The following is a 21,404-nucleotide window of genomic DNA, read 5'->3' on the forward strand; positions in this document are numbered from 1 at the left end:
GGTAAAGACTGTGGAAGCACATCTGTTGGAATGGCTGAACCTCAGCGTGCGCTGGGTTCACATGATCACTGGCGTCGCCTGGATCGGCGCTTCGTTCTACTTCGTCTGGCTGGAAAACAACCTCAACCGTGTCAACCCCAAGGACGGCCTGTCCGGTGACTTGTGGGCGATCCACGGTGGCGGTATCTACCACCTGGAAAAATACAAACTGGCCCCGCCGACCATGCCGGACAACCTGCACTGGTTCAAATGGGAGGCCTATTTCACCTGGATGTCGGGCGTCGCGCTGCTGTGCGTGGTGTTCTACCTCAACCCGACGCTGTACCTGCTCGCCCCCGGCAGCAGCCTCAGTGGCAGCGAAGGCGTATTGCTGGGCATCGGCTCACTGTTCGCCGGTTGGTTCATCTACTCCTTCCTCTGCGACTCGGCCCTGGGCAAACGCCCTGCCCTTCTCGGCTTGATCCTGTTCGTACTGTTGATTGCCGCCGCGTACGGTTTCAGCAAAGTGTTCAGCGGTCGTGGTGCGTACCTGCACGTGGGTGCGGTGATCGGCACCATCATGGTCGGTAACGTGTTCCGCATCATCATGCCGGCGCAGCGCGCATTGGTGGCGGCGATCGCCGAGAACCGCACGCCCGATCCGGCCCTGCCGGCCAAGGGTCTGCTGCGTTCACGGCACAACAATTACTTCACCCTGCCGGTGCTGTTCATCATGATCAGCAACCACTTCCCGAGCACCTACGGCAGCCAATACAACTGGCTGATCCTGGCGGGTATCGCGGTGGCGGCGGTGTTGGTGCGGCACTACTTCAACACTCGGCATAACAGCCAGAAGTATGCGTGGACCTTGCCGGTGGGTGCGTTGGCCATGATTTGCCTGGCGTATGTGACCGGGCCCAAGCCGGCCGAACCGATTGCCAAGGCACCTGCGGCCATCGAGTACCAACCGTTGCCGGAAACCGCATTGGGCGGCGGCTTGAAACCTGCCGCGCCTGCGGCGACCGAACCTGCTGCCGCACCTGCGCCCGCCCAGGCGACGATTGATTTCGACAAGGTCCACGGGGTGATCCAGGAACGCTGCGCCGTGTGCCATTCGGCCAAGCCCACCAGCCCGCTGTTCAGCACCGCGCCGGCCGGGGTGATGTTCGACACTCCGGCGCAGATCCAGCAACAGGCGGCGCGTATCCAGGCGCAGGCGGTGGCCAGCCAGATCATGCCGTTGGGCAACATCACCCAGATGACCCAGCAGGAGCGGGATTTGATTGGCACCTGGATCAACCAGGGGGCGCGTACCAACTAACAGATTCACATAGTTCCAATGTGGGAGGGGGCTTGCCCCCGATAGCGGTGTGTCATTTAAAACATCAGTGACTGAACCACGGCAATCGGGAGCAAGCCCCCTCCCACAGGGGACTGCAGTGATTTAGAGATTGCGTTCCACACAACACAACAATAAAAAGATCCGAGGTGTTGCATGACCGAGTTAGTCGACCCGCAGATTCCTGCCGCGCCCGCCATGGTGCGGCTGCCCCTCTTGCAACTGATTCTGGTAGGCCTGCAACACGTCTTGCTGATGTACGGCGGCGCCGTCGCCGTACCCCTGATCATTGGCCAGGCCGCCGGCCTGAGCCGTGAAGAAATCGCCTTTCTGATCAACGCCGACCTGCTGGTAGCCGGCATCGCCACCCTGGTGCAGTCGTTCGGCATCGGCCCGGTGGGCATCCGCATGCCGGTGATGATGGGCGCCAGTTTCGCCGCCGTCGGCAGCATGGTCGCCATGGCCGGTATGCCCGGTATCGGCTTGCAGGGCATCTTCGGCGCCACCATCGCCGCCGGGTTCTTCGGCATGCTGATCGCGCCGTTCATGTCCAGGATCGTGCGCTTTTTTCCGCCGCTGGTGACCGGCACCGTGATCACCGCCATCGGCCTGTCGCTGTTCCCTGTGGCCGTGAACTGGGCCGGTGGCGGCAGCGCAGCCGCCACCTTCGGCTCACCGATTTACCTGGCGATTGCCGCCCTGGTACTGGCCACCATTCTGCTGATCAACCGCTTCATGCGCGGCTTCTGGGTGAATATCTCGGTGCTGATCGGCATGGGCCTGGGTTACGCCTTGTGCGGGGCCATCGGCATGGTCGACCTCAGCGGCCTGGCCCATGCGCCGTGGGTGCAAGTGGTGACGCCGCTGCACTTCGGCATGCCGAAGTTCGAGTTGGCGCCGATCCTGTCGATGTGCCTGGTGGTGGTGATCATCTTTGTCGAATCCACCGGGATGTTCCTGGCGCTGGGCAAGATCACCGGCCAGGACGTCACGCCGAAAATGCTGCGCCGTGGCTTGCTGTGTGATGCCGGTGCGTCGTTCTTCGCCGGTTTCTTCAACACCTTCACTCACTCCTCCTTCGCGCAGAACATCGGCCTGGTGCAAATGACCGGCGTGCGCTGCCGCTCGGTGACGATCATGGCCGGTGCCTTCCTGATCGTGCTCAGCCTGCTGCCCAAGGCCGCGTACCTGGTGGCGTCGATTCCACCTGCGGTGCTCGGCGGTGCGGCGATTGCCATGTTCGGCATGGTGGCGGCCACCGGTATCAAGATTCTCCAGGAGGCCGACATCGCCGACCGTCGCAACCAGTTGCTGGTGGCGGTGAGCATCGGCATGGGCCTGATCCCGGTGGTGCGCCCGGAGTTCTTCGCACAGTTGCCACTGTGGATGAGCCCGATTACCCACAGCGGGATTGCCATGGCCACCCTCAGCGCGCTATCGCTGAATATCCTGTTCAACATTCTCGGCGGCGCTGAGCGCCCCGTAGTCGACCCCGCCCACACCTGAGGCATGCCCCATTGTCGCCCTGTGCGCGCTGTAACGGCGCACTTGAGCCCTGACGTGGGAGCCAGTATTCTCCGCGCCCGCTTGAATTGACGGTTGTTTGCCGCCTTGGCGCGGGTCTTGCTGTAGCAATAAAGCTGACCATTCAGACCACTTTTATAACCACCCAAAGGCGCCACACCAGAGCGCCTGTGCAGAAGAAAAACCATAAAACTTTAACTCGGGAGCAACCGAATGAAACCTATGTTCAAAGGCCTGATGCTGGCGGGATCCCTGCTGGCCGGCGGCCAGGCCGTGGCCGGTGACTTGTTGCAGTGGCAGAACAACAGCCTGACGTATCTGTGGGGCAAGAGCTTTACCGTCAACCCACAGATCCAGCAAACCGTCACGTTCGAACATGCCGATGCCTGGAAGTACGGCGACAACTTCGTCTTCGTCGACCGCATCTTTTACAACGGCAAGGAAGACGGCAACGTCGGCCCAAGCACGTATTACGGTGAGATCAGCCCGCGACTGTCGTTCGGTAAGATTTTCGACCAGGACCTGTCCTTCGGCCCGATCAAGGATGTGTTGCTGGCCTTCACGTATGAGTTCGGCGAAGGCGACAACGAGTCGTACCTGCTCGGCCCTGGCTTTGACCTGAACGTCCCTGGCTTCGACTACTTCCAGTTAAACTTCTACCAGCGCCAGACCGAAGGCAATCGCCCGGGTGACGGTGTGTGGCAGATCACCCCGGTATGGGCGTACACCCTCCCCGTGGGCAACTCCGACATCCTGATCGACGGCTTTATGGATTGGGTGGTGGACAACGACAAGAACGCCCGTGGCACTTACCACGCCAACCTGCACTTCAACCCACAGGTCAAATACGACTTGGGCAAGGCGCTGCATTGGGGCGACAAGCAGTTGTATGTAGGTTTTGAATACGACTACTGGAAGAACAAGTACGGGATCGAGGATTCGGGCGCGTTCAAGACGAACCAGGACACGGCGAGCTTCCTGGTCAAGTACCACTTCTAAAAGCCAATGCAAGACAAACGTGGGAGGGGGCTTGCTCCCGATAGCGAAGTGTCAGTCACTATATTTGTTAACTGACACACTGCTATCGGGAGCAAGCCCCTCCCACATTCAGATAGGCGGCAGGCGCAGAAACCGCATGATCTCTTCGCGCTTGGCCAGCGCATCTTTCCTGCCCAACTCGATCAATTCGCTGCAATACCCCGCCTCGAACAGCAAGTAACTCAGCACCCCCGCCCCGCTCGTCTTGGTCGCCCCCGGCCCACGCAAGAACAACCGCAACGCCGCCGGCAATTCCTGCCGATGCCTTGCCGCGATTTCATCGATCGGCTGGCTTGGCGCAATCACCAGCACTTCCACCGGTGCCAGGCCACGGGCCGCGCTGTCGGAGGGCTGGTGATGACTGAACTGGTTCAGACGCTCCAGCAGTTCGATATCGCTTTCCAGGCTGTCGATGAACGTGCTGTTGAGCATATGCCCACCGATTTGTGCCAGGGTCGGCTCCTGGCCGGTGTAGGTACGTTGCACCGCCGGCTCATTGCCCCGTGGGTTGCCGCTGACGCCCACCACCAGCACACGGGTCGCCCCCAGGTGCAGCGCCGGACTGATGGGGGCGGATTGGCGCACCGCGCCGTCGCCGAAATATTCCTGGTCGAGTTTCACCGGGGCAAACAGCAAGGGGATCGCCGAACTGGCCAGCAGGTGATCAACCGTCAGTTGCGTCGGCACGCCGATACGTCGATGGCGCAGCCAGGCATCGATGGTGCCGCCACCCTGATAGAAGGTCACCGCCTGCCCGGACTCATAGCCGAAGGCCGTCACCGCCACGGCGTGCAAATGCTTGTGGCGGATAGCCTCGTCGATGCCATCCAGGTTCAACCGCTCGTGCAGCAGGTCGCGCAACGGTGAGCTGTTGAGCAACGCCACCGGTACCTGGGCGCCGATGCCCAGCAGGCTGTGGATGAGGAAGCGACTCGCCTGGCGGATCACCCCAGGCCAGTCACTGCGCAGCACCAGGTGGCTGCGAAAGCCCTGCCAGAAGGCCGTAAGGCGCCCGATAGCGGCGGTGAAGTCCATGGCGCCGCTGGCCAGGGTCACCGCATTGATCGCGCCGGCCGAGGTGCCGACGATCACCGGAAAGGGATTGGCTGCTCCCGGCGGCAACAGCTCGGCAATCGCCGCCAACACCCCCACCTGATACGCCGCTCGCGCCCCGCCGCCGGAGAGAATCAAGCCTGTAACCGGTTCAGCTGGGCGCATTGCGTCACTCCGTATGGGAAAAAGTCGCTATCAGCGACGGCGTTTTTCGTACAGCTTGGGCTCGCCCGGTGGACGGCTCTTGAAGCGGCGGTGGGTCCACAGGTATTGCTCGGGGCACTCGCGCACCGAGGCTTCGACCCATTGGTTGATGCGCAGGCAGTCCACCTCATCACTTTCCCCCGGGAAGTCGGTCAACGGTGGGTGGATCACCAGGCGGTAACCGCTGCCGTCCGCCAGGCGCTCCTGGGTGAACGGCACCACCAGCGCCTTGCCCAGTTTGGCGAACTTGCTGGTAGCAGGCACGGTAGCGGCCTGGATGCCGAACAGCGGCACAAAGATACTTTGCTTGGCGCCGTAGTCCTGGTCCGGTGCATACCAGATGGCGCGACCGGCACGCAGCAGCTTGAGCATGCCGCGCACGTCTTCGCGCTCGACCGCCAGGGAATCGAAGTTATGCCGCTCACGGCCACGGCGCTGGATATAGTCGAACAGCGGGTTACCGTGCTCGCGGTACATGCCATCGATGGTGTGCTTCTGCCCCAGCAAGGCGGCGCCGATTTCCAGGGTGGTGAAGTGCAGGGCCATGAGGATCACGCCCTTACCGTCCAGTTGGGCCTGCTTGAGGTGTTCGAGGCCTTCGACGTGGGCCAGGCGCGCCAGGCGCTGGCGCGACCACCACCAGCTCATGGCCATTTCAAAGAAGGCGATGCCGGTGGAGGCAAAGTTCTCCTTGAGCAGGCGCTTGCGCTCTTTGGCGGATTTTTCCGGGAAACACAGTTCCAGGTTTCGCGCGGCGATGCGGCGGCGTTCGCCGGCCACACGGTACATGCCCGCACCCAGCAGGCGACCAATGGTCAGCAGCACGCGGTATGGCAGTTGGGTAACCAGCCACAGCAGGCCGAGTCCCAGCCATAACAGCCAAAAACGCGGGTGAAAAAATGCAGCTCGAAAACGCGGGCGATCCATTACAGATTCCGGGAAAGACAGGGCCGCGCATTCTACAACGGTTCGACTCGGCTTGCGGCCAGTGAGTGTTCTCGTTATAAGTCTCGACACTTTTCGTGACAAGCCGCTTTTTGCCGACCATGAGCCAAACCGAACCGCTAGACCAAGATCCCGTGTTCCAGCTGAAAGGCAGCATGCTCGCCATCACCGTGCTGGAACTGGCCCGCAACGACCTTGACGCCCTGGACCGCCAACTCGCCGCCAAGGTTGCCCTGGCGCCGAATTTCTTCAACAACGCCCCGCTGGTACTGGCCCTGGACAAACTGCCGGCCGGCCAAGGCGCTATCGATCTGCCCGGCCTGATGCGCGTGTGCCGCTCCCATGGCCTGCGGACCCTGGCGATTCGCGCCAGCCGTATCGAAGACATTGCCGCAGCCATCGCAATTGAACTGCCAGTACTGCCGCCCTCCGGCGCCCGTGAGCGTCCGCTTGAACCTTTGGTCGGAGAGGTGACGAAAAAACCGGAAAAACCACCGGAACCGACGATCAAGCCTACAAAGATAATCACTGCGCCCGTACGCGGTGGGCAGCAGATTTACGCCCAGGGCGGCGACCTGGTGGTGATCGCCTCGGTCAGTCCCGGCGCGGAACTTCTCGCCGATGGCAATATCCATGTATACGGCCCGATGCGCGGCCGAGCCCTCGCCGGCATCAAGGGTGATACCAAGGCCCGCATTTTTTGCCAGCAATTGACCGCCGAGCTGGTGTCCATCGCGGGCCAGTACAAGGTTTCAGAAGATTTGCGCCGTGATCCGCTGTGGGGCGCCGCAGTGCAAGTCAGCCTGTCGGGCGATGTGTTGAACATCATCCGTCTTTAACGGATACTGCCGCATTTTCCAAGCATCTCTAGACTCTGATAGCACAGCGAAACTGGCAATACTTGTGTAGGAATGATTGAAAGCTGGCGTTTCCCCTACGGAAACCACATCTTTTTCCTACAAGGGCTGTCCGCCTGCAGCGAGTTCCAAGAGATGTTTTTCAGGGACTGAAAGGTCCTTTTTCCTTAGGGGTGAAACACCTTGGCCAAGATTCTCGTGGTTACATCCGGCAAGGGTGGTGTGGGTAAGACCACCACCAGCGCCGCTATCGGTACCGGCCTCGCACTGCGCGGCCACAAAACAGTCATCGTCGACTTCGACGTCGGTTTGCGTAACCTCGACCTGATCATGGGCTGCGAACGCCGCGTGGTGTACGACTTCGTCAACGTGGTGAACGGTGAAGCCAACCTGCAACAGGCCCTGATCAAGGACAAGCGCCTTGAAAACCTGTATGTACTGGCCGCCAGCCAGACCCGCGACAAAGATGCGCTGACCAAGGAAGGCGTAGGCAAAGTTCTCGCCGAACTGAAGGAAACCTTCGAGTACGTAGTGTGCGACTCGCCGGCCGGTATCGAAACCGGTGCTCACCTGGCGATGTACTTCGCCGATGAAGCCATCGTCGTGACCAACCCGGAAGTGTCTTCGGTACGTGACTCGGACCGCATGCTCGGCCTGTTGGCCAGCAAGTCCCAGCGCGCCGAGAAAGGTGAAGACCCGATCAAGGAGCACCTGTTGCTCACCCGCTACAACCCTGAGCGCGTCAGCAATGGCGAAATGCTCGGTGTTGAAGACGTCAAGGACATCCTCGCCGTGACCCTGCTGGGTGTGATCCCGGAATCCCAGGCAGTCCTGAAGGCTTCCAACCAGGGCGTGCCGGTGATTCTCGACGACCAGAGCGACGCCGGCCAGGCGTACAGCGATGCTGTCGATCGTTTGCTGGGCAAGTCCGTGGAACATCGCTTCCTCGATGTAAAGAAGAAGGGATTCTTCGAGCGTATCTTTGGAGGCAACTAAACAATGAAATTTCTCGACTTCTTTCGCGCCAACAAAAAGCCAAGCACCGCGTCGGTCGCGAAAGAGCGTCTACAGATCATCGTGGCGCACGAACGCGGCCAACGCAGCACCCCGGATTACCTGCCAGCCTTGCAGAAGGAACTGGTCGAGGTGATCCGCAAGTACGTCAATATCGGCAACGATGACGTGCATGTCGCCCTTGAAAACGACGGCAGCTGCTCGATTCTGGAACTCAATATCACCCTGCCTGATCGTTGATCGAACAGGCGGCCGCCACGGCGGCTCGGTCACCTTGATCCCTTTGCGGGAACCGGGTGGTTGAGCCGCCGTTGGCGTTTGTTACGAGGCTGTTTAATGCCGCTGTCCACTATTCATATCCTGCATCAGGACGACGCTGTCCTGGTGGTGAACAAACCGACCCTGCTGCTCTCGGTGCCTGGCCGCGCCGATGACAACAAGGACTGCCTGATCACCCGCCTGCAGGAAAACGGCTACCCCGAAGCCCGCATCGTCCATCGCCTGGACTGGGAAACCTCGGGGATCATCCTGCTGGCCCGGGACGCCGATACCCATCGCGAACTGTCCCGCCAGTTTCACGACCGCGAAACCGAAAAGGCCTACACCGCTTTGGCCTGGGGCCAGCCGGAACTGGACAGCGGCAGCATCGACCTGCCCTTGCGCTATGACCCGCCGACCAAACCGCGTCATGTGGTGGACCACGAGTTCGGCAAGCACGCGCTGACCTTCTGGAAAGTGCTGGAACGCTGTGGCGACTGGTGCCGCGTCGAGCTGACGCCGATCACCGGGCGCTCGCACCAGTTGCGTGTGCACATGCTATCCATCGGCCATCCGTTGCTGGGTGATGGTTTGTATGCCCACGAACAGGCCCTGGCTGCGTGGCCGCGCCTGTGCCTGCATGCGAGCATGCTGAGCTTCACTCACCCGCAAAGCGGCGAGCGCTTGCGCTTTGAGTGCCCTGCACCGTTCTAAAGCTGTAAATACAGTAAATGTGGGAGGGGCGGTGCACTTCTCGCCCTCGAACGGTAAACTCCGCGCATTGCTGTCTGGAGCTATTTATGCGCGAAGCGTTGAATCAAGGCCTGATCGATTTCCTCAAGGCCTCCCCTACTCCTTTTCATGCCACAGCCGCCCTGGCCCAGCGCCTGGAAGCGGCCGGTTTCCAGCGCCTCGACGAGCGCGAGACCTGGGCCACCGAAGCCAACGGTCGCTACTACGTGACCCGCAACGACTCCTCGATCATCGCCTTCAAGCTCGGCCGCCACTCGCCGCTGCAAGGCGGGATTCGCCTGGTCGGCGCCCATACCGACAGCCCGTGCCTGCGGGTCAAGCCCCAGCCTGAGCTGCAGCGCCAGGGTTTCTGGCAACTGGGCGTGGAAGTCTACGGCGGCGCGCTGCTGGCGCCGTGGTTCGACCGCGACCTGTCCCTGGCCGGCCGCGTCACCTTCCGCCGTGACGGCAAGGTCGAAAGCCAGCTGATCGACTTCAAGCTGCCCATCGCCATCATCCCCAACCTGGCCATTCACCTGAACCGTGAAGCCAACCAGGGCTGGGCGATCAATGCCCAGACCGAGTTGCCGCCGATCCTCGCGCAATTTGCCGGTGATGAGCGCGTGGACTTCCGTGCCGTGCTCACCGAGCAGCTTGCACGGGAGCATGGGCTCAACGCCGATGTGGTGCTCGACTACGAGTTGAGCTTCTACGACACCCAGGGCGCCGCCGTGATCGGCCTCAATGGCGACTTCATCGCCGGCGCACGCCTCGACAACCTGCTGTCGTGCTACGCCGGTCTGCAAGCCCTGCTCACCAGCGAGAGCGACGAAACCTGCGTGCTGGTGTGCAACGACCACGAGGAAGTCGGTTCCTGCTCGGCCTGCGGTGCCGATGGCCCGATGCTGGAACAGACCCTGCGTCGCCTGTTGCCCGAAGGTGATGAATTCGTACGCACCATCCAGAAATCCCTGCTGGTGTCGGCCGACAATGCCCACGGCGTACACCCGAACTACGCCGACAAGCACGACGCCAACCACGGCCCCAAGCTCAATGCCGGCCCGGTGATCAAGGTCAACAGCAACCAGCGCTACGCCACCAACAGCGAAACCGCCGGGTTCTTCCGCCACCTGTGCATGGCCGAAGAAGTGCCGGTGCAGAGCTTTGTGGTGCGCAGCGACATGGGCTGCGGCTCGACCATCGGCCCGATCACTGCCAGCCACCTGGGTGTACGTACGGTGGACATCGGTTTGCCGACGTTTGCCATGCACTCCATTCGTGAACTGTGCGGCAGCCATGACCTGGCGCATTTGGTGAAGGTGTTGGGCGCGTTCTACGCCAGCCACGACCTGCCCTGATCAAACCTCCTGTAGGCGCTGGCTTGCCAGCGCCTACAGGAAATCCAACCTGACACATATCAACGCCACCTTCTGCAATCCGACCTAGACTTGTCAGTATTCCCACTCCGACAAGGCCGTCGTCCCATGATCTCCATGTCTTCTTTCCACGCCATGCTTATCCCTATTCTGATCGGCATGATCATGCTCGCCGTCGGCTTCAACTTCCGCGACAAGCCCCTGGGCGTATTCGGCATGTGGATCGGTATGCTGCTGATCCTGGGCACCGTGGTGTACAAGATCCTCGCCAAACTGGCCGAATGACGATTGCACTCGTACACTCGCTCAACCCGTCGTTTTCAAGGTTGACCGCCTCGTGCTTTCCCGTCTGTTTGCCCTGCCCTGCTGTTTCCTGATCGCCCTGCTCACGCTGCTGCCGCTCTCGCCCGCCCAAGCGGTGGGCTTGCCCGGGCTGCTCAGCACCAACAAGACCCAACCCCACGCCGAAGTGCCGCTGGGGCAGTCGCTGGACGAGGTGATCAAGACCCTGGAAAACGACCAGCAGCGCACCCAGTTGCTGAGCGACTTGAAGAAGCTGCGGGCCGCCACCCAGAAAGCCCAGCCCGCCGCCGAACAAGGCGTTCTCGGGCTGATCGGCAGCACGCTGTCGGGCCTGGAGCAGCAGTTCTCCGGCGCCGACAGCCCGCTGGGGCGCTGGTCGAATGAAATCGACCTGGCCAAGGATGAACTCAGCGCGTTGATGCTGCCGGCCAGCGAATGGCTGCCGATCATTTTCGGCTTTGCCATGATCCTCGCCGTGTGGAGCCTGCTGGCCGCCATGTTGATCTGGCTGAGCCACCGGGTACGCGAGCGCTTCGGCCTGCCCGAGGAGTTGCCGCAGCATCCGCGCACCTGGGACATGCTGCGCTTCGCCCTGCGTAAGCTGGGGCCCTGGCTGATCGCGCTGGTGATCACGGTCTACCTGAGCTACGCCCTGCCCTCGTCCCTGGGCAAATCCCTGGCAATGGTGCTGGCTTACGCCTTGGTGGTCGGTACCTGTTTCTCGGCAATCTGTGTGATTGCCTTCTCCGTGCTTGACGGCCCGCACCGCCATCGCGCCCTGTATATCCTGCGCCGTCAGGCGTTCCGCCCGCTGTGGTGGATCGGCAGCTTTGCCGCCTTTGGTGAAGCCTTGAGTGATCCACGCTTGGTAACCGCGCTCGGCCAGCACCTGGCCCACACGGCGGCCACGGTCGCCAATGTGATGGCCGCACTGTCCACCGGCGTGTTTATCCTGCGTTTCCGGCGGCCGATCGCCCACCTGATCCGCAACCAGCCACTGTCGCGCCGCCTGACCCGCCGCGCCCTCAGCGACACGATCGAGATCATCGGCACCTTCTGGTACATCCCGGCCCTGCTGTTGGTGGGTATCTCGCTGTTCGCCACCTTCGTCTCCGCCGGCGACACCAGCACCGCCCTGCGCCAGTCGCTGTTGTGCACCGTGTTGCTGGTGTTGTGCATGGTGATCAACGGCCTGGTGCGTCGCCATGCGCTCAAGCCGCAACGTGGGCACAAGCGCCATGCGCTGTACTCCGAGCGCCTGAAAAGCTTCGTCTACACCCTCGCCCACCTGGTGGTGTGGCTGGTGTTTATCGAACTGGGGCTGCGGGTGTGGGGCCTATCGCTGATTCGCTTTACCGAAGGCGATGGCCATGAAATCAGCGTCAAGCTGTTTGGCCTGGGCGGCACGCTGCTATTTGCCTGGCTGATCTGGATCCTCAGCGACACCGCGATCCATCACGCCCTGACCCGCTCGCGCAAAGGCCTGGCCAATGCACGTGCGCAGACGATGATGCCGTTGATCCGCAACGTGCTGTTCGTCACCATCTTTATCATCGCCGCCATCGTCGCCCTGGCGAACATGGGCATGAACGTCACGCCACTGCTGGCCGGTGCCGGTGTGATCGGCCTGGCTATCGGTTTTGGCGCACAGTCGCTGGTGGCCGACTTGATCACCGGCCTGTTCATCATCATCGAAGACTCCCTGGCGATTGATGACTACGTGGACGTCGGCGGCCACCTCGGCACCGTCGAAGGCCTGACCATCCGCACCGTGCGCCTGCGCGACATTGACGGCATCGTGCACACCATCCCGTTCAGCGAGATCAAGAGCATCAAGAACTACTCGCGGGAGTTCGGCTACGCGATCTTCCGGGTGGCAATCCCCTACAACATGGAAATCGACGACGCGATCAAGCTGATGCGCGATGTCGGTCAGAAGATGCGCAACGACCCGCTGCAACGCCGCAATATCTGGTCGCCGCTGGAGATCCAGGGCGTGGAAAGCTTCGAATCCGGCAGCGCGATCCTGCGCGCGCGGTTCAAGACGGCGCCGATCAAGCAGTGGGAAGTGTCGCGGGCGTTCAACTTGTCACTGAAACGGCATCTGGATGAAGCCGGGCTGGACCTGGCCACGCCGCGCTTGAGTGTGCAGGTGGTGACGGGGGCTGCGGGGGGATTGGAGAAGGGCAAGAACGCGTAAGGTCATGACGAATGTGATGAGCTTGTTGTGGCGAGCGGGCTTGCCACAACAGGCCCGCCCACCACAACAGGCCGGCCTACTGCAGGTTTTGCGTCACGCCAGTGCAGCGCCGTCCATCTTCTGGCGCAGGCTCAACGGGCGCATATCGGTCCAGGTTTCTTCGATGTAGGCCAGGCACTCTTTCTTCAAGCCGCTCTTGCCCACGGTGCGCCAGCCTTCCGGCACGGCCTTGTAGTCGGGCCAAATGGAATACTGTTCTTCATGGTTGACCACTACCTGAAACAGGATGTCGTCGCGGTCGAATACTGAGGTCATTGCTGTTCTCCATCGTTCAAAGGCGGGCTGCGCACCACGCGCAGCGCTGATATCTGTAGAAACGTACCAACACGCGAAAAAATTAGAGGCCGGCGACGGCTGCCGCCAGCGCGCGCCCGAAGATCTCGGCCACGCGGTCGATTTCTGCGGCGGTGATCACCAGCGGCGGCAGGAAGCGCACCACGCTGCCATGCCGCCCTCCCAGCTCGAGGATCAAGCCGCGCTTGAGGCATTCGCGCTGTACCAGCGGCGCCAGCTGGCGATGCACCGGCGGGTGGCCCTGAATATCCAGGGCGCCGTCCGGGTCCACCAGTTCCACGCCGAGCATCAGCCCGCGCCCGCGAATATCCCCCAGGTGCGGGTAGTCACGCTGCAGGATGCGCAGGTGTTCGCCCAGGCGCTCGCCCATGGCTGTCGCATGACCGGCCAGGTTGTGCTCCTTGAGGTAGCGCATCACCGCCGAACCGGCCGCCATCGCCATCTGATTGCCACGGAACGTCCCGGCATGGGCGCCCGGCAGCCAGGTGTCGAGCCAGTCGCGATACACCACCACCGCCAACGGCAGGCTGCCGCCGATGGCCTTGGACATCACCACCACATCCGGAATGATGCCGGCGTGCTCGAAGGCAAACATCTTGCCGGTACGGCCGAAACCGCTCTGGATCTCATCGACGATCAAGGCCACACCCGCCCGCTCGGTGATGCGTCGCAGGCCGCGCAGCCAGTCGAGATCGGCGGGGATCACCCCGCCCTCGCCCTGCACCACTTCGACAATCACCGCCGCCGGCAGCAACACCCCGGCTTCCGGGTCGTTGAGCAGGTTTTCCAGGTAATGCAGGTTGACCCTCACACCTTCTGCGCCGCCCAGACCGAACGGGCACCGGTAGTCGTAAGGAAATGGCAAAAACTGCACGCCATTGCCGAGCAAGGCGCCCAAGGGTTTTTTCGGCCCCAGGCTGCCCATCAGGCTCAACGCGCCCTGGCTCATGCCGTGATAACCGCCCTGGAACGACAGCACCGTGCTGCGGCCCGTGGCGGTGCGCACCAGTTTCAATGCCGCTTCCACCGCGTCGGTACCGGTGGGGCCGCAGAACTGGATCCTGGCTTCACGCGCCAGCTCCGCCGGCAGCAGGCCGAACAAGTCCTGCACGAACTGGTCCTTGACCGGCGTGGTCAGGTCCAGGGTGTGCAACGGCAATTCATCGCTCAGCACTTGTTGGATCGCTTGGATCACGACCGGGTGGTTGTGTCCCAACGCCAAGGTGCCGGCGCCGGCCAGGCAGTCGATGAAACTGCGGCCTTCCACATCTTCCACGTAGATCCCCTTGGCGCGCTTGAGCGCCAGGGGGATGCGCCGCGGGTAACTGCGGGCGTTGGATTCCTGCTGGCGCTGGCGAGCCAGCAGCGGGCTTTCGTCGAACTGATAAAGCGTTTCATGCACCTGGGTATCTTCGATACGGCTGGTAGCGACTGACATCTCTCGATCCCTCAATACGCGGATAATGGTGACCAAACTGCCGATCCGTTGGCGTCTGGCCCAAGGGCATGCGCACGGATTTCCTGTTCTGGAAACGCACCAGCGATAAGAGGATTTAGGGGGCAGTGATTGTTGACTGATGGATGAGATCAAAGTCCGCGGTATTTTTCATTCAAGGCATACAGGATCGCGCAGGTCTCTGCATCCAGCACGCCAGAATAATCCCGCGCCCGAAAGTGCATCTGAAACGCCCGGGTACGCTGCTCGAACGCCTGGCGATTCTGCGCCGGCTTATAGCCATAGCGCTGAAATGCCCGTTCCACCTCCACTTCAGGCGGCAACCCGACACAGAACCGGCGCTGGTACATGGCCCGCGTCGACTCATCGAACCACGCTCCCACTCCCGCCTCGAACAAACCGCGCCACGGCAGGCGCGGCCCCGGATCGCTCTTGCGCCAGTACGCCACGTCGGAATGCCCGAGAATATCGGCCGGGCCGATCTGCGGGTAACGCCCAAGGATGTCGCGAAGCAACGCAATCAACACCGCCACCTGCTCCTGACCGTACGCTGGAAAGGTGAATACGCCCCCGTCATCCCGGGCCAGGTTGACGATTTCGATGCCGATCGCCCGACTGTTGAGGTTATCGCGCCCGGCCCAATAACTCGCTCCGGCATGCCAGGCGCGCTGGTTTTCGTGCACCAGGCGAAACACGCGCAACTCGTCATACCCGGCGGCACGGTAGCCGGACTCATCGGGATCAGGCAGCAGGTAATGCGCGCTGACCCCGTTCCGGGTCAGGGTGCGCAAAGAGGAGGCGAAAGGCGCCGCGGTGTAATGCAGGATCACCTGCCGCACGGGTTCGCCGTGACGTTCGTTGAAATCCCTGGCTGGGAAACTGGTATCGATGACCAACATAAGAACCGTCCTTTTCAATACAGGCCGAGTCTTTCGGCCCGTTCAAGCGCAAAAAAATTACCGCCATCCTGAAGAGTTGAACGTCAAGCGGGCGGTAACTATTTGGCACATGAAAAAACGCGGTCAGTGTCGCAACGGCATACCCAGCTCGACGCGCAGGCCATCCACCTGGCTGTCGAACGTCAACGAGCAGGAGCAGCGCTGCACGATCGCCTGCACGATCGCCAGGCCCAGGCCACAGCCCTCGCTGTTGCCATTGCGCCAGAAACGTTGGGTGAGGTATTGCAGGTCTTCGGGGGAAATCTGCTTGCCGTGGTCGCGCACGCGAAAGATCACTTGATCAGCGGCGGTGAACACACTGAGTTCCACCCGGGTGTCTGCGGGTGTGTGGCGCAGGGCGTTGTCCAGCAGGTTGCGCAGGGCCGCGATCGCCAGGCCCACCGGCATGTCCACCGGGGTTTCGCTGAGGTTGTCCGCCAGGTTCAGGTCGATACGCGCATTGTCGCCGGCATTCGCGTCCTGGATCGCCAGCCGCGCCACTTCCTCGGCGCTGGACTGCAAGCCATCGTCGAACGACAGGCTGCCTTCCACCCGCGCCAGCAGCAGCAATTGCTCCAGGGTCCGATGCAAGCGGTCGGCGCCCTCCTCGGCATGGGCCAGGGACTGGTCGCGGGCCGCGCCTTCGGTCATACGCGCCACTTGCAGGTGGGTCTTGATCGCCGTCAGCGGGCTGCGCAACTCGTGGGCAGCGTCACCGGTGAGGCGGCGTTCGCGTTCGATAGTCTTGGCGATGCGCTGCAACAGTTGGTTCTGGGTGTCGAGCAGCGGCTTGAGTTCACTGGGCAGCGGGTGGATCTGTAACGGTTCGAGGGAGTCGGCACTGCGGCGCATCAGCGCGTCACGCATGCGGTTGAGCGGCAGCAGGCTCTGGCCGATGCCCAGCCACAACAGGCACAGGCAACCAAGCATTGCCACGCCCACCGGCACCGAGGCGGCGAGCAGGATCGACAGGTTCAGGGCCTCGCGCTCCACCTGACGGTCGGCGGTGGTGATCAACAGGTCGCCACGGGACAGGGTAAAACTGCGCCAGCCCACACCGTCGATGACCTGGTCACGAAAGCCGCTCTTGCGCGACTCCAGGCCCTCATCCGGCGTGGTATGGCTGCGGGCGAGGATTTCCCCGCGCAAGGAGCTGACCTGGCACGCCATACCCCCCGGTACATTGAGTTGCTCGGCACTGAAATGCGCGCCGCCGCTCACACTGGCCAGGCCCGGCATCTGCTCGGTCAGGCCCGCCACCATGCGCGCCGATGCCACCAAACGCTGGTCGAGGGAGAACATCATCTGGTTGCGCAGGTCGTTGAGCATCCAGGCCGCCGCCAGGGCCCAGATCAGCACAAACGCGGCGCCGAGCTTGAACGTCAGGCGCAGGCGCAGGCTTTTCACGAAGCATTCTCTCCATCATCTGCCGGGCCGAGGCGATAACCCAGGCCGCGCACGGTCTCGACGATGCCGTTGCCCAATTTGCGCCGCAGGTGATGGATATGCACGTTGAGGGCGTTGCTTTCCAATTCATCGTTGAAGCCGTAGACGCTGTCCTTGAGTTGCTCGCTGGACAGCACCCGACCTTTGTTGTGCAGCAAGGCCTGCAACAGCGCCTGTTCACGCCGGGACAGGTCCACCGGCTGGCCGCCCAGCAGGGTTTCGCGGCTGCTCGGGTCGTAGGTCAACCGGCCGTGCTCGATCAGGTTGACGCTGCGCCCCGCCATCCGGCGCAACAGGGTTTGCAGGCGTGCGGCCAGTTCGCGCAGGTCGAAGGGTTTGAGCAGGTAGTCATCGGCACCGGCTTGCAGGCCGTCGACGCGGTTGGTCACCGAATCCCGCGCGGTGAGGATCAGCACCGGAATCTCCAGGCCCTGGCTGCGCAGCTGTTGCAGCAGCTTGAGGCCGTCTTCGTCGGGCAGGCCGAGGTCGAGCACCATGATGTCGAAGGTCGCCGCCTTGAGCATCGCCCGTGCAGCCGCCGCCGTGGCCACGCGCTCGACTGTAAAGCCCTGGGCACCGAGGCCGGCCACGATGCCGCTGGCGATCAGTTCGTCGTCTTCACAGACCAGTACGTGCATGGTGAACCCTTCATGAAAGATGGGGTGATTAAAAGTGCAGCGGATTAAGCGCAGATTATGCCGTGAAAAGATGCAAGCTCAGATATTCCCTACACTTTAGAATAGCGCCCGGTTAATCATCGGTTAATCAACGCCACACATTGTGTGCCTCACTTGCATCGAACTAAGGCTTGACCATGCGGCATCTGTTTACCTTTCTGCTGGTGTTATTCGCAGGGTTCGCCCAGGCCGCGCCGGGCAATCCGTTTGAGACCAAACCCGATTTCCTCCCGGTGGGCAAGGCTTTCACCTTTACCTCCGAACGTCTTGAAAGTGGCGAAACCCAGCTGTATTGGCAGATTGCCGACGGTTATTACCTGTACAAGCAGCGCATGAAGTTCGATGGCCTGGCCGAAAAACCCGCGCTGCCCCAGGGCGAAGCCCATAGCGATGAGTTCTTTGGCGAGCAGGAAGTGTATCGCCAGGGCCTGGAAGTGAAGATTCCCGCCGGTACCACCGGCCAGGTCAAGCTGGGCTGGCAGGGCTGCGCCGATGCGGGCCTGTGCTATCCGCCGCAGTCGATCACCGTGGACCTGGGCGGCAACCCGGCCGTCGCCGCGACCGGCCAAGCCCAGGACCAGAGCCTGGCCAGCGGCTTGCAGCAGCGCAGCCTGGGCTGGAGCCTGCTGGTGTTCTTTGGCCTGGGCCTGCTGTTGGCATTTGCACCGTGTTCGTTGCCGATGCTGCCGATTCTCGCCGGCCTGGTGGTGGGCAGTGGCGCCAGCCCACGTCGCGGCTTTGCCCTGGCCAGCAGCTATGTGGTGTGCATGGCGCTGGTGTATGCCGCACTGGGCGTATTGGCCGCGTTGCTTGGCAGCAACCTCGCCGCGCTGCTGCAAACCCCATGGATCCTCGGCAGTTTCGCCGCGTTGTTTGTGATCCTCGCCCTGCCGATGTTCGGCTTTTTTGAACTGCAACTGCCCGTGGCCTTGCGTGACCGCCTGGATAACGTCAGCCGCAACCAAAGCGGCGGCAGCCTGGTCGGCGCCGGGGTGCTCGGCGCCCTCTCCGGCCTGCTGGTGGGGCCTTGCATGACGGCCCCCCTGGCCGGTGCACTGCTCTATATCGCCCAGAGCGGCAATGCCCTGCATGGCGGCCTGATCCTGTTCGCCATGGGCATCGGCATTGGCGTGCCGCTGCTGTTGCTGGTCACCGTGGGCAACCGTTTCCTGCCCAAGCCGGGCACCTGGATGAATGTGCTCAAGGGCATCTTCGGCTTCCTGTTCCTGGCCACCGCCGTGCTGATGATTCGCCCGGTGATCGACGAAAGCCTGTGGCTCGGCTTGTGGGGCGCGCTGGCCATCTCCGTGGCCTATTGCGGCTGGCGCCTGGCCCAGGATTTCGGGCGGGTTGCCATGCTGTTCGGCGCCGGTTCCGTGGTCGTGGGGTTGTGGGGCGGCCTGCTGCTGGTGGGTGCCGCGGGTGGCAGCGATGACCTGTGGCAACCGTTGAAGGTCTACAGCGGCTCGCGGACCACTGCCGCCCCCACCGCCCACGAAGCCTTCATGACCCTCAATGACCCCGCCGTGCTGCAAAGCCAGCTCGACAGCGCCAAGGCCCAGGGCCAATGGGTGCTGGTGGATTACTACGCCGACTGGTGCGTGTCGTGCAAGATCATGGAGAAACAGGTGTTCGGCAAGCCCGAAGTGCTCGACGCGCTGAAGGATGTACGCCTGCTGCGCCTCGACGTCACCGCCGACAATGCCGCCAGCCGCGCACTGCTGGGCCGCTACCAAGTGCCGGGGCCGCCCAGCTTCGTGTGGATCGGCCCCGACGGTGAGGAACGCCGCGCCCAGCGCATCACCGGCGAGGTGGATGCCGCCGCCTTCCTGCAACGCTGGACTCAAGCCCGGGACGCCCTCTGATGCTGACCCTGACCATCGGCACCTTCGCCATCGCCCTGAATCACATCCTGCTGATCAGCGCGTTGATTCTCGCCACCCTGGTGGGTTGGCGCGTGGCCAAGCGTGGCGGTGAGAATCCGGAATCGGTGCTGTTCAGCCTGTTCCTGCTGGGCATGCTGGCGGCGCGCGTCAGCTTTGTGCTGATGTACTGGAGCTACTACAGCAACGACTGGCTGCAGATGGTCGACCTGCGCGACGGCGGTTTTCTCGCCTGGCCCGGTGTCGTCGCGCTGATCCTCGGTGCACTGCTCTATGGCTGGCGTCGCCCGGCGCTGCGCAAGCCGCTGAGCGCCGGGGTCATCACCGGGCTGGTGTTCTGGGGCATGACCAGCCTGTCCTTGAGCGTGTATGAAAAAGGCACACGCCTGCCGGACATCACCTTGCGCAACGCCAATGGCGAGGTCGTGCAACTGGCGGATTACCAGGGCGGTCCGCTGGTGATCAACCTGTGGGCCACCTGGTGCCCGCCGTGCCGCCGTGAAATGCCGGTGCTGGAAAGTGCCCAGCGCATGCGCCCGGATGTGACCTTCCTGTTCGTCAACCAGGCCGAGAGCATGCAAAGCGTCAGCACCTACCTGGCCACCCAGGGCCTGAACCTGGACAACGTATTGTTCGACGCCAGCGGCCGCCTCGGCCAGGCCGTGGGCTCCATGGCCCTGCCCACCACGCTGTTCTACCAAGCCGACGGACGCCTGATCAACAGCCACCTGGGCGAGTTGTCCCAGGCCAGCCTGGCCCGCGCCATGGAACCCTTCGATACCGCCCCTGCCGCCACAAGGAAACCGACATGCCTCGCCTCCGCCACCTGCTGACCCTGCTGCCGCTGACACTGGCGGCCACCCTGGCCCAGGCCGAAGACTGGCCGGCACCGATCAAACAGATCGAAGCCAAAGGCGCCAAAATCCTCGGCAAGTTCGACGCCCCCAGCGGCCTCACCGGCTACGCCGCGCAATACCAGAACCGCGGCATGGCCCTGTACCTGACCGCCGACGGCAAGAGCGTAATCGCCGGCAACCTGTACGACGCCCAAGGCAATGACCTGAGCAGCGCGCCCCTGGAAAAACTGGTGTACGCGCCGATGGCCAAGGAAGTCTGGGCCAAGATGGAAAAAAGCAGCTGGATCCAGGACGGCGACGTTAAGGCACCGCGCATCGTCTACCTGTTCAGCGACCCCAACTGCCCGTACTGCAACATGTTCTGGGAACAGGCGCGGCCATGGGTAAAAGCCGGCAAGGTCCAACTGCGCCACATCATGGTCGGCATCATCCGCGAAGACAGTGCCGCCAAGTCGGCCGCCCTGTTCGCCGCCAAAGACCCGCAAAAAGCCCTGGAAGAACACGAAGCCGCCGGCAAGGGCAGCAAATTGCAGGCGCTGGCCAAGATCCCGGCGGATATCGAAGCCAAGCTCGATGCCAATATGAAGTTGATGGATGAGCTGGAACTGTCAGCCACGCCGGCGATTTTCTACCTGGATGACAAGGGTGGCTTGCAGCAACAGCAAGGAGCGCCGTCGCCGGATAAGTTGGTGAAGATTATGGGACCGAAGTAAGCGGCGCCTGGTCTGACGCCATCGGGGCATGGGTATCTACACAACTTTCAGGCTGAAAAATCTCTTTGTGGTGAGGGAGCTTGTTTCCGTGGCGGCCTTCGGACCGACCGCTTTTTGGGGTTTGGGTGAGTACATATCCGTTGCTGCGGTAACGGCGGCTATGGGTTCCGCCCTTACGGCGGGTCACTTTGGAAAAGCCCCAAAGTAACCAAAGGGCTCTTGCCCCACCACTCGGTACCTCGCCTAGGCTCGGTATGC

The 21,404-nt window shown here is 62.4% G+C and carries 20 protein-coding genes; 13 read left to right on the plus strand and 7 right to left on the minus strand.

Translation table 11 applies throughout. The features are described from left to right. Positions 1-10: 10 nt before the first annotated feature. The 3 genes from M2397_RS18710 to M2397_RS18720 all read left to right on the plus strand — a co-directional run bounded on the left by M2397_RS18710 (position 11) and on the right by M2397_RS18720 (position 3,841). The gene (locus M2397_RS18710) at positions 11-1,300 is read left to right on the plus strand and encodes a urate hydroxylase PuuD (RefSeq protein ID WP_053129242.1); all 1,290 of its coding nucleotides are present in this window, start codon (positions 11-13) and stop codon (positions 1,298-1,300) included. Between the two features lie 174 nt (positions 1,301-1,474). After that, entirely contained in the window at positions 1,475-2,824 is a 1,350-nt protein-coding gene (locus M2397_RS18715; RefSeq protein ID WP_259244226.1) for a nucleobase:cation symporter-2 family protein, read from the plus strand. A 231-nt stretch (positions 2,825-3,055) separates the two neighbouring features. Next, the gene (locus M2397_RS18720) at positions 3,056-3,841 is read left to right on the plus strand and encodes an outer membrane protein OmpK (protein ID WP_090407057.1); all 786 of its coding nucleotides are present in this window, start codon (positions 3,056-3,058) and stop codon (positions 3,839-3,841) included. Positions 3,842-3,949: 108 nt separating this feature from the next. Here the strand turns inward: M2397_RS18720 and M2397_RS18725 are convergent, their stop codons facing one another. Next, positions 3,950-5,098: a patatin-like phospholipase family protein gene (locus M2397_RS18725; protein ID WP_259244227.1), complete on the minus strand. Its 1,149-nt coding sequence runs from the start codon at positions 5,096-5,098 to the stop codon at positions 3,950-3,952. Positions 5,099-5,128: 30 nt separating this feature from the next. Next, positions 5,129-6,064 (minus strand): lipid A biosynthesis lauroyl acyltransferase, encoded by a 936-nt coding sequence (locus M2397_RS18730; protein WP_131700356.1) that lies wholly within the window; start codon positions 6,062-6,064, stop codon positions 5,129-5,131. Positions 6,065-6,183: 119 nt separating this feature from the next. Between M2397_RS18730 and minC the strand changes: the two genes are divergently transcribed. The 7 genes from minC (at position 6,184) to M2397_RS18765 (ending at position 12,822) form a co-directional block, all read left to right on the plus strand. Continuing rightward, positions 6,184-6,921, plus strand: coding sequence for a septum site-determining protein MinC (minC, locus tag M2397_RS18735; RefSeq protein ID WP_131700405.1), 738 nt, complete (start codon positions 6,184-6,186; stop codon positions 6,919-6,921). A 201-nt stretch (positions 6,922-7,122) separates the two neighbouring features. Further along, positions 7,123-7,935, plus strand: a complete 813-nt coding sequence (gene minD, locus M2397_RS18740; protein WP_092486440.1) for a septum site-determining protein MinD — start codon at positions 7,123-7,125, stop codon at positions 7,933-7,935. A gap of 3 nt (positions 7,936-7,938) precedes the next feature. After that, on the plus strand, positions 7,939-8,193 hold the full coding sequence (gene minE, locus M2397_RS18745; protein ID WP_003175252.1) for a cell division topological specificity factor MinE: 255 nt from the start codon (positions 7,939-7,941) through the stop codon (positions 8,191-8,193). A 96-nt stretch (positions 8,194-8,289) separates the two neighbouring features. Continuing rightward, entirely contained in the window at positions 8,290-8,925 is a 636-nt protein-coding gene (locus M2397_RS18750; RefSeq protein ID WP_027603908.1) for an RluA family pseudouridine synthase, read from the plus strand. Between the two features lie 86 nt (positions 8,926-9,011). Further along, the gene (locus tag M2397_RS18755; RefSeq protein WP_131700355.1) at positions 9,012-10,301 is read left to right on the plus strand and encodes a M18 family aminopeptidase; all 1,290 of its coding nucleotides are present in this window, start codon (positions 9,012-9,014) and stop codon (positions 10,299-10,301) included. 135 nt (positions 10,302-10,436) lie between these two features. Continuing rightward, positions 10,437-10,604 (plus strand): hypothetical protein, encoded by a 168-nt coding sequence (locus M2397_RS18760; protein ID WP_162492707.1) that lies wholly within the window; start codon positions 10,437-10,439, stop codon positions 10,602-10,604. A 52-nt stretch (positions 10,605-10,656) separates the two neighbouring features. Beyond that, on the plus strand, positions 10,657-12,822 hold the full coding sequence (locus M2397_RS18765) for a mechanosensitive ion channel family protein (protein WP_145336509.1): 2,166 nt from the start codon (positions 10,657-10,659) through the stop codon (positions 12,820-12,822). A gap of 93 nt (positions 12,823-12,915) precedes the next feature. Here the strand turns inward: M2397_RS18765 and M2397_RS18770 are convergent, their stop codons facing one another. The 5 genes from M2397_RS18770 to M2397_RS18790 all read right to left on the minus strand — a co-directional run bounded on the left by M2397_RS18770 (position 12,916) and on the right by M2397_RS18790 (position 17,654). Beyond that, entirely contained in the window at positions 12,916-13,137 is a 222-nt protein-coding gene (locus M2397_RS18770; RefSeq protein ID WP_017527671.1) for an MbtH family protein, read from the minus strand. An 82-nt stretch (positions 13,138-13,219) separates the two neighbouring features. Continuing rightward, positions 13,220-14,614, minus strand: coding sequence for an aspartate aminotransferase family protein (locus M2397_RS18775; protein WP_259244228.1), 1,395 nt, complete (start codon positions 14,612-14,614; stop codon positions 13,220-13,222). Positions 14,615-14,763: 149 nt separating this feature from the next. Further along, the gene (locus tag M2397_RS18780) at positions 14,764-15,531 is read right to left on the minus strand and encodes an N-acetylmuramoyl-L-alanine amidase (protein ID WP_259244229.1); all 768 of its coding nucleotides are present in this window, start codon (positions 15,529-15,531) and stop codon (positions 14,764-14,766) included. A gap of 123 nt (positions 15,532-15,654) precedes the next feature. Then, positions 15,655-16,977 carry an ATP-binding protein gene (locus M2397_RS18785; protein ID WP_259244230.1) on the minus strand — a complete coding sequence of 441 codons (1,323 nt, stop codon included), beginning with the start codon at positions 16,975-16,977 and terminating at the stop codon, positions 15,655-15,657. Further along, positions 16,974-17,654 carry a response regulator gene (locus M2397_RS18790; RefSeq protein ID WP_065927228.1) on the minus strand — a complete coding sequence of 227 codons (681 nt, stop codon included), beginning with the start codon at positions 17,652-17,654 and terminating at the stop codon, positions 16,974-16,976. Before M2397_RS18790 ends, M2397_RS18785 begins: the two co-directional genes overlap by 4 nt. Before the next feature lie 176 nt (positions 17,655-17,830). Here M2397_RS18790 and dsbD point away from each other — a divergent pair, with 176 nt between their 5' ends. The 3 genes from dsbD to dsbG are packed head-to-tail and all read left to right on the plus strand — an operon-like array spanning position 17,831 to position 21,146. Further along, positions 17,831-19,558 carry a protein-disulfide reductase DsbD gene (gene dsbD, locus M2397_RS18795; protein WP_259244231.1) on the plus strand — a complete coding sequence of 576 codons (1,728 nt, stop codon included), beginning with the start codon at positions 17,831-17,833 and terminating at the stop codon, positions 19,556-19,558. Beyond that, a complete protein-coding gene (locus M2397_RS18800) occupies positions 19,558-20,409 on the plus strand; it encodes a TlpA disulfide reductase family protein (RefSeq protein WP_167656444.1) in 852 nt (283 codons plus the stop codon). The genes dsbD and M2397_RS18800 overlap by 1 nt, the downstream gene beginning before the upstream one ends. Further along, entirely contained in the window at positions 20,385-21,146 is a 762-nt protein-coding gene (gene dsbG / locus M2397_RS18805; protein ID WP_145336520.1) for a thiol:disulfide interchange protein DsbG, read from the plus strand. Before M2397_RS18800 ends, dsbG begins: the two co-directional genes overlap by 25 nt. The last annotated feature ends 258 nt before the right edge of the window (positions 21,147-21,404 follow it).

Origin of the sequence: Pseudomonas sp. BIGb0381 (genome assembly GCF_024809815.1) — a bacterium.
In the GTDB taxonomy this organism is placed as follows: domain Bacteria; phylum Pseudomonadota; class Gammaproteobacteria; order Pseudomonadales; family Pseudomonadaceae; genus Aquipseudomonas.